Annotated in this window: 5 protein-coding genes; all 5 read left to right on the plus strand. The window is 69.5% G+C overall.

Annotated elements, in window-relative coordinates; all coding sequences use genetic code 11:
- Nucleotides 1–13: 13 nt before the first annotated feature.
- The 5 genes from SPR02S_RS04595 (at nt 14) to SPR02S_RS04615 (ending at nt 5864) form a co-directional block, all read left to right on the plus strand.
- The gene (locus tag SPR02S_RS04595; protein ID WP_043258064.1) at nt 14–1699 is read left to right on the plus strand and encodes an ABC transporter ATP-binding protein; all 1686 of its coding nucleotides are present in this window, start codon (nt 14–16) and stop codon (nt 1697–1699) included.
- Complete coding sequence (locus tag SPR02S_RS04600; protein WP_019055755.1) at nt 1696–2823, plus strand: ABC transporter permease; 1128 nt, start codon at nt 1696–1698, stop codon at nt 2821–2823. Before SPR02S_RS04595 ends, SPR02S_RS04600 begins: the two co-directional genes overlap by 4 nt.
- Entirely contained in the window at nt 2820–4082 is a 1263-nt protein-coding gene (locus SPR02S_RS04605; protein WP_019055756.1) for an ABC transporter permease, read from the plus strand. Before SPR02S_RS04600 ends, SPR02S_RS04605 begins: the two co-directional genes overlap by 4 nt.
- Complete coding sequence (locus tag SPR02S_RS04610) at nt 4079–4489, plus strand: cytidine deaminase (protein ID WP_019055757.1); 411 nt, start codon at nt 4079–4081, stop codon at nt 4487–4489. Before SPR02S_RS04605 ends, SPR02S_RS04610 begins: the two co-directional genes overlap by 4 nt.
- A gap of 97 nt (nt 4490–4586) precedes the next feature.
- Nucleotides 4587–5864, plus strand: a complete 1278-nt coding sequence (locus SPR02S_RS04615) for a thymidine phosphorylase (RefSeq protein ID WP_026150214.1) — start codon at nt 4587–4589, stop codon at nt 5862–5864.
- Nucleotides 5865–6000 lie beyond the last annotated feature (136 nt).

Raw genomic sequence — 6000 nt, forward strand, 5'->3', positions numbered from 1 at the left:
CGATCAGTCGACGATCGCGGTCGAGCTGGTGGGGATCACCAAGCGCTTCCCGGGGGTCGTCGCCAACAGCGACATCCGCCTCAGTGTCCGCAAAGGCACCGTGCACGCCCTCGTCGGCGAGAACGGCGCCGGCAAGTCGACCCTGATGAAGATCCTCTACGGCATGCAGAAGCCGGACGAGGGCACGATCGCCGTCGACGGCGAGCAGGTCACCTTCTCGTCCCCCGCCGACGCCATCGCCCGCGGCATCGGCATGGTCCACCAGCACTTCATGCTCGCCGACAACCTCACCGTCCTGGAGAACGTGGTCCTGGGCAGCGAAAAGCTGCACGGCATCGGCGGCGGCGCCCGCAAGAAGATCAAGGAGATCTCCGACCGCTACGGCCTGAACGTCCGCCCGGACCTTCTCGTCGAGAGCCTCGGTGTCGCCGAGCGCCAGCGCGTGGAGATCCTCAAGGTCCTCTACCGCGGCGCCCGCACCCTGATCCTGGACGAGCCCACCGCCGTCCTGGTCCCGCAGGAGGTCGACGCCCTCTTCAGCAACCTGCGCGAGCTGAAGTCCGAAGGCCTCGCGGTCATCTTCATCTCGCACAAGCTGGGCGAGGTCCTCTCGGTCGCCGACGAGATCACGGTCATCCGGCGCGGCACGACCGTCGGCACGGCCGTCCCCTCCGCGACGACCCCACGCCAGCTCGCCGAGATGATGGTCGGCAGCGAACTCCCCACCCCCGAGACGGCGGAGTCGACGGTCACCGACACCCCGGTCATCGAGGTCAAGAGCCTCACCGTCTACGCCGCCGGCGGCGCCTCCCTGGGCGCCGAGTCCGAGCCCACCGCAGGCGGCCTGCTCGGCGACCTCGCCCCCGCCACCGGCACCGCCAAGCGCGTCCTGGACGACGTCACCTTCACCATCCACGCCGGTGAGGTCATGGGCATCGCCGGCGTCGAGGGCAACGGCCAGACCGAGCTGATCGACGCGCTGATCGGCCTGAAGAACGCCGACTCCGGCACCATCGGCTTCCTCGGCGACGACATCACGCCCTGGGCCACCCGCAAGCGCCGCGAAAAGGGCATCGGCTACATCCCCGAGGACCGCCACCGCCACGGCCTCCTCCTGGAAGCCCCGCTGTGGGAGAACCGCATCCTCGGCCACGTCACCGAGAAGCCCAACGCCAAGGGCATTTGGCTCGACATCAAGGGCGCCCAGGCCGACACCCGCCGGATCGTCGAGGAGTACGACGTCCGCACCCCCGGCATCGACGTCACCGCCGCCTCCCTCTCCGGCGGCAACCAGCAGAAGCTGATCGTCGGCCGCGAGATGAGCCACAAGCCGAAGTTCCTGATCGCCGCCCACCCCACCCGCGGTGTGGACGTCGGCGCGCAGGCCGCGATCTGGGACCAGATCCGCGAGGCCCGCCGCGAGGGCCTGGCCGTGCTGCTCATCTCCGCCGACCTGGACGAGCTGATCGGCCTGTCGGACACCCTGCGCGTGATCTACGACGGCAGGCTGGTCGCCGACGCCGACCCGGCCACCGTCACCCCCGAGGAACTCGGCTCGGCCATGACCGGCGCCGCGTCCGGTCACCTCGAACACGTCGAGGAAGCAGCGGACGGCGCGGAGAGCACCGTAGAAAACGGCGCGGACAGCACCGTAGAAAACGCGGACGACACCGCCGCCCCGGAGGACGAGGCCCGATGAAGAAGTTCGACAAGGAGCGCCTGCTCCTCGCCGTGGCCGGCCCGGTCATGGCGCTGGTCGCCGCGATCCTGCTGACCTCGGTCGTGCTGCTCGCCTCGGGCAAGAACCCGATCGAGCCGTACAACCTGATGCTCCAGCAGATCGGGTACTCCGACGTCCAGGTGCTGATCATCAACCAGGCGTCGATGTACTACATCGCCGCCCTGGCGGTCGCCCTCGGCTTCCGGATGAACCTGTTCAACATCGGCGTCGACGGCCAGTACCGCCTCGGCGCAGTGATGACCGCGGTCGTCGGCGCGCACGTAGCGCTCCCGGCCGTCCTCCAGGTACCGCTGCTGCTCCTGGTCGCGATCCTCACCGGCGCCTTCTGGGCCGGGATCGCGGGTGTCCTCAAGGTCACCCGCGGCGTCAGCGAGGTCGTCGCCACGATCATGCTGAACGCGATCGCCACCAGCCTGATCCTCTACCTCACGCAGACCAACACCTGGGGCGTGCAGGTCGGCAACAACATGACGACCGGCATCATGAAGAAGTCCGGCTGGATCCCGGGCATCGACCTGGGCTCGGACGTCGGCGAGATCTACGGCCTGGTCTTCCTCGCCGCGATCATGGGCGTCCTGTACTGGCTCGTCCTCAACCGCACCCGCTTCGGCTTCGACCTGCGCGCCACCGGCGAGTCCGAGTCCGCCGCCGCGGCCTCCGGCGTCGACGCCAAGCGCATGACGCTCACCGCGATGCTGATCTCCGGCGGTGTCGCGGGCCTCGCCGGTCTGCCGCTGCTCCTCGGCGACAGCCACACCTACAGCCTCACCTTCCCCGAGGGCCTCGGCTTCACCGCCATCGGCATCGCCCTCCTCGGCCGCAACAACCCCGGCGGCATCGCCCTCGCCGCCCTCCTCTGGGCCTTCCTCGACAAGGCGTCGCCCGCCCTGGACTACGCGACCCCGGTCGCGTACCAGAAGGAGATCGCGACGATCATGCAGGGCCTGATCGTCTTCGCGGTCGTCATCTCGTACGAGGTCGTCCGCACCTGGGGCCTGCGCCGCCAGCAGAAGCGCGTCGGTGAGGAACTCGCCGCTGCCGCCCGGAACAACTCCGAGAAGAAGGAGGTGGCGGCCCGATGAGTACCGCGACCATCGCCAAGCCGCAGGCGCAGCAGCCCGGCAAGGGCGGCCGCCGTTTCTCGCTCCCCGTGCTCCTGCTGATCATCGCGGGCGCGCTCATCCTCACGTCGATCGTCCGCCTGATCACGGGCGCGGACGGCATCACGTCCACCGGCCAGATGTCCACGGCCCTGCGCGCCGCCGTGCCGATCGGCCTCGCCGGTCTCGGCGGCCTCTGGGCCGAGCGCGCGGGCGTCGTCAACATCGGCCTCGAAGGCATGATGATCCTCGGCACCTGGTTCGGCGCCTGGGCCGGCTACCAGTGGGGCCCGTGGACCGGCATCGTCTTCGGCATCATCGGCGGCTGCCTCGGCGCGCTGCTGCACGCGATCGCCACGGTGACGTTCAACGTCAACCACATCGTCTCCGGTGTCGCCATCAACATCCTGGCGCTGGGCACCACCCGCTACCTCTCGAAGTTCACCTTCGCCAACACCGAGCAGGGCTCCGCCAAGCAGTCCCCACCGATCGACTCCCTGGGCACCTTCGACATCCCAGGACTGTCGAGCTGGCTGGACACGCTCAACGAGAAGCACTGGTTCCTGATCTCGGACCTCGCGGGCTTGATCGGCGGTCTGATCACCGACCTCTCCCCGCTCACCGTCATCGCGGTGGCGCTGGTCCCGGCCACCTGGTGGATCCTGTGGCGCACCGCCTTCGGCCTCCGCCTCCGCTCCTGCGGTGAGAACCCGGTGGCCGCCGAGTCGTTGGGTGTGAACGTCTACAAGTACAAGTACATCGCCGTGATCATCTCCGGCGGCTTCGCCGGCCTCGGCGGCGCCTTCCTGTCGATCGTCGCCTCGAACGTCTACCTCGACGGCCAGACCGGCGGCCGCGGCTACATCGGCCTCGCCTCGATGATCTTCGGCAACTGGATGCCGGGCGGACTCGCCCTCGGCGCGGGCCTGTTCGGCTACACCGACAGCCTCAACCTGCGCGGCGGCGCCACCAACGTCCACGCCCTGATCCTGCTGATCGGCTTCCTGCTCGTCGCGGGCTGCGCGTACCTGGTCTGGAAGAAGCGCTACGTCCCCGCCGTCGTCACGGCTGTCATCGCGGCCCTGATGTTCGTCTGGTACGCCACGACCGACCAGGTTCCGACCCAACTGGTCGGCGCCAGCCCCTACATCGTCACCCTGCTGGTGCTCTCGCTGTCCGCGCAGCACCTGCGGATGCCGAAGGCGGACGGCCTGCCGTACCGGAAGGGACAGGGCAAGTGACCTCGCCCGCCGCCGAGTTGGCCGTCGACTGGGACGAGCTGCGGGCGGAGGCGCGGGAGGCGATGTCCCACGCGTACGCGCCGTACTCGGGCTATCCCGTAGGGGTCGCCGCCCGGGTCGACGACGGCCGCACGGTCTCCGGCTGCAATGTGGAGAACGCGTCGTACGGGCTCGGCCTGTGCGCCGAGTGCGGACTCGTGTCCAACCTCCAGCGCACCGGCGGCGGCCGGCTGACCCACTTCACGTGCGTCGACGGCAAGGGCGACATCCTCGTCCCGTGCGGCCGCTGCCGGCAGTTGTTGTACGAGTTCGGCGGCCCCGGCCTGCTGGTGGAGACACCGGTGGGCGTCCTGCCGCTCTCGGAGATGCTCCCGCAGGCCTTCGGGCCGGACCATCTCACCAGGTAACTCCCGTACGGCCCCGCCGAGTTGGTCCATTCCCCGCGGCGGGGCCGCACATTTTCTGAACGTTCGGAAGGAAAGCCAAGCCATGGCGCAAGTCTCGATGGACGCCAGCTCCGTCATCCGCACCAAGCGGGACCGCGGTGAACTGAGCGACGAGCAGATCGACTGGGTCATCGACGCGTACACCCGCGGGGAGGTGGCCGACTACCAGATGGCCGCCCTCAACATGGCGATCCTCCTCAACGGCATGAACCGCCGCGAGATCGCCACCTGGACCGCCGCGATGATCGCCTCCGGCGAGCGCATGGACTTCTCGTCCCTGTCCCGCCCGACGGCCGACAAGCACTCGACGGGTGGCGTGGGCGACAAGATCACGCTCCCGCTGGCCCCGCTGGTGGCGGCCTGCGGCGCGGCGGTCCCCCAGCTCTCGGGCCGAGGCCTCGGCCACACCGGCGGCACCTTGGACAAGCTGGAGTCGATCCCCGGCTGGCGCGCGCTGCTCTCCAACGAGGAGATGCTGCACGTACTGGACACGACCGGCGCGGTGATCTGCGCGGCGGGCGACGGCCTGGCCCCCGCGGACAAGAAGCTGTACGCGCTGCGGGACGTGACGGGCACGGTGGAGGCGATCCCGCTGATCGCTTCCTCGATCATGTCGAAGAAGATCGCCGAGGGCACGGGCTCCTTGGTCCTGGACGTGAAGGTCGGCACGGGCGCGTTCATGAAGACGATCGAGGACGCGCGGGAGTTGGCGTCGACGATGGTGGGCCTGGGCACGGACCACGGCGTGAAGACGGTAGCGTTGCTGACGGACATGAGCACCCCGCTGGGCCTGACGGCAGGCAACGCCCTCGAAGTCAGGGAGTCGGTAGAGGTCCTGGCAGGCGGCGGCCCGTCCGATGTGGTGGAACTGACGATCGCGTTGGCCCGAGAGATGCTCGACGCGGCCGGCGTGAAGGACGCCGACCCGGCGAAGGCCCTGGCGGACGGTTCCGCGATGGACGTGTGGCGCCGGATGATCGCGGCGCAGGGCGGAGACCCGGACGCGGCGTTGCCGGTGGCGCGTGAGCAGCACGTGGTGACGGCTTCGACGTCGGGAGTCCTGACCCGCCTCGACGCCTACGACATCGGCATCGCCGCGTGGCGCCTCGGCGCGGGGCGTGCGCGCAAGGAGGACCCGGTGCAGGCGGGCGCGGGAGTGGAGATGCACGCCAAGCCGGGAGACGTGGTGACAGCGGGCCAGCCCCTGCTGACCCTGCACACGGACACACCGGAGCGCTTCGAGTACGCCCTGGAGGCGGTGAAGGGTTCCTACGACATCGGCGCCGAGGGAACCAAGTTCACGGCTTCGCCGGTGGTGTTGGAGCGCATCGCCTGATCGGTGGTTGGTTGTGGCTGCGGGGGAGGGGCTGGGACTTCGAGGGTTCCGGCCCCTTCCGCTTTACGGCATTTCGGGGGCGCAGGGAGGGGGCTGAGCTTTCGGTTCCGGCCACCCTTGCCCACCCAGGGGCGCG

Origin of the sequence: Streptomyces prunicolor NBRC 13075, from assembly GCF_000367365.1 — a bacterium.
Classification (GTDB): domain Bacteria; phylum Actinomycetota; class Actinomycetes; order Streptomycetales; family Streptomycetaceae; genus Streptomyces; species Streptomyces prunicolor.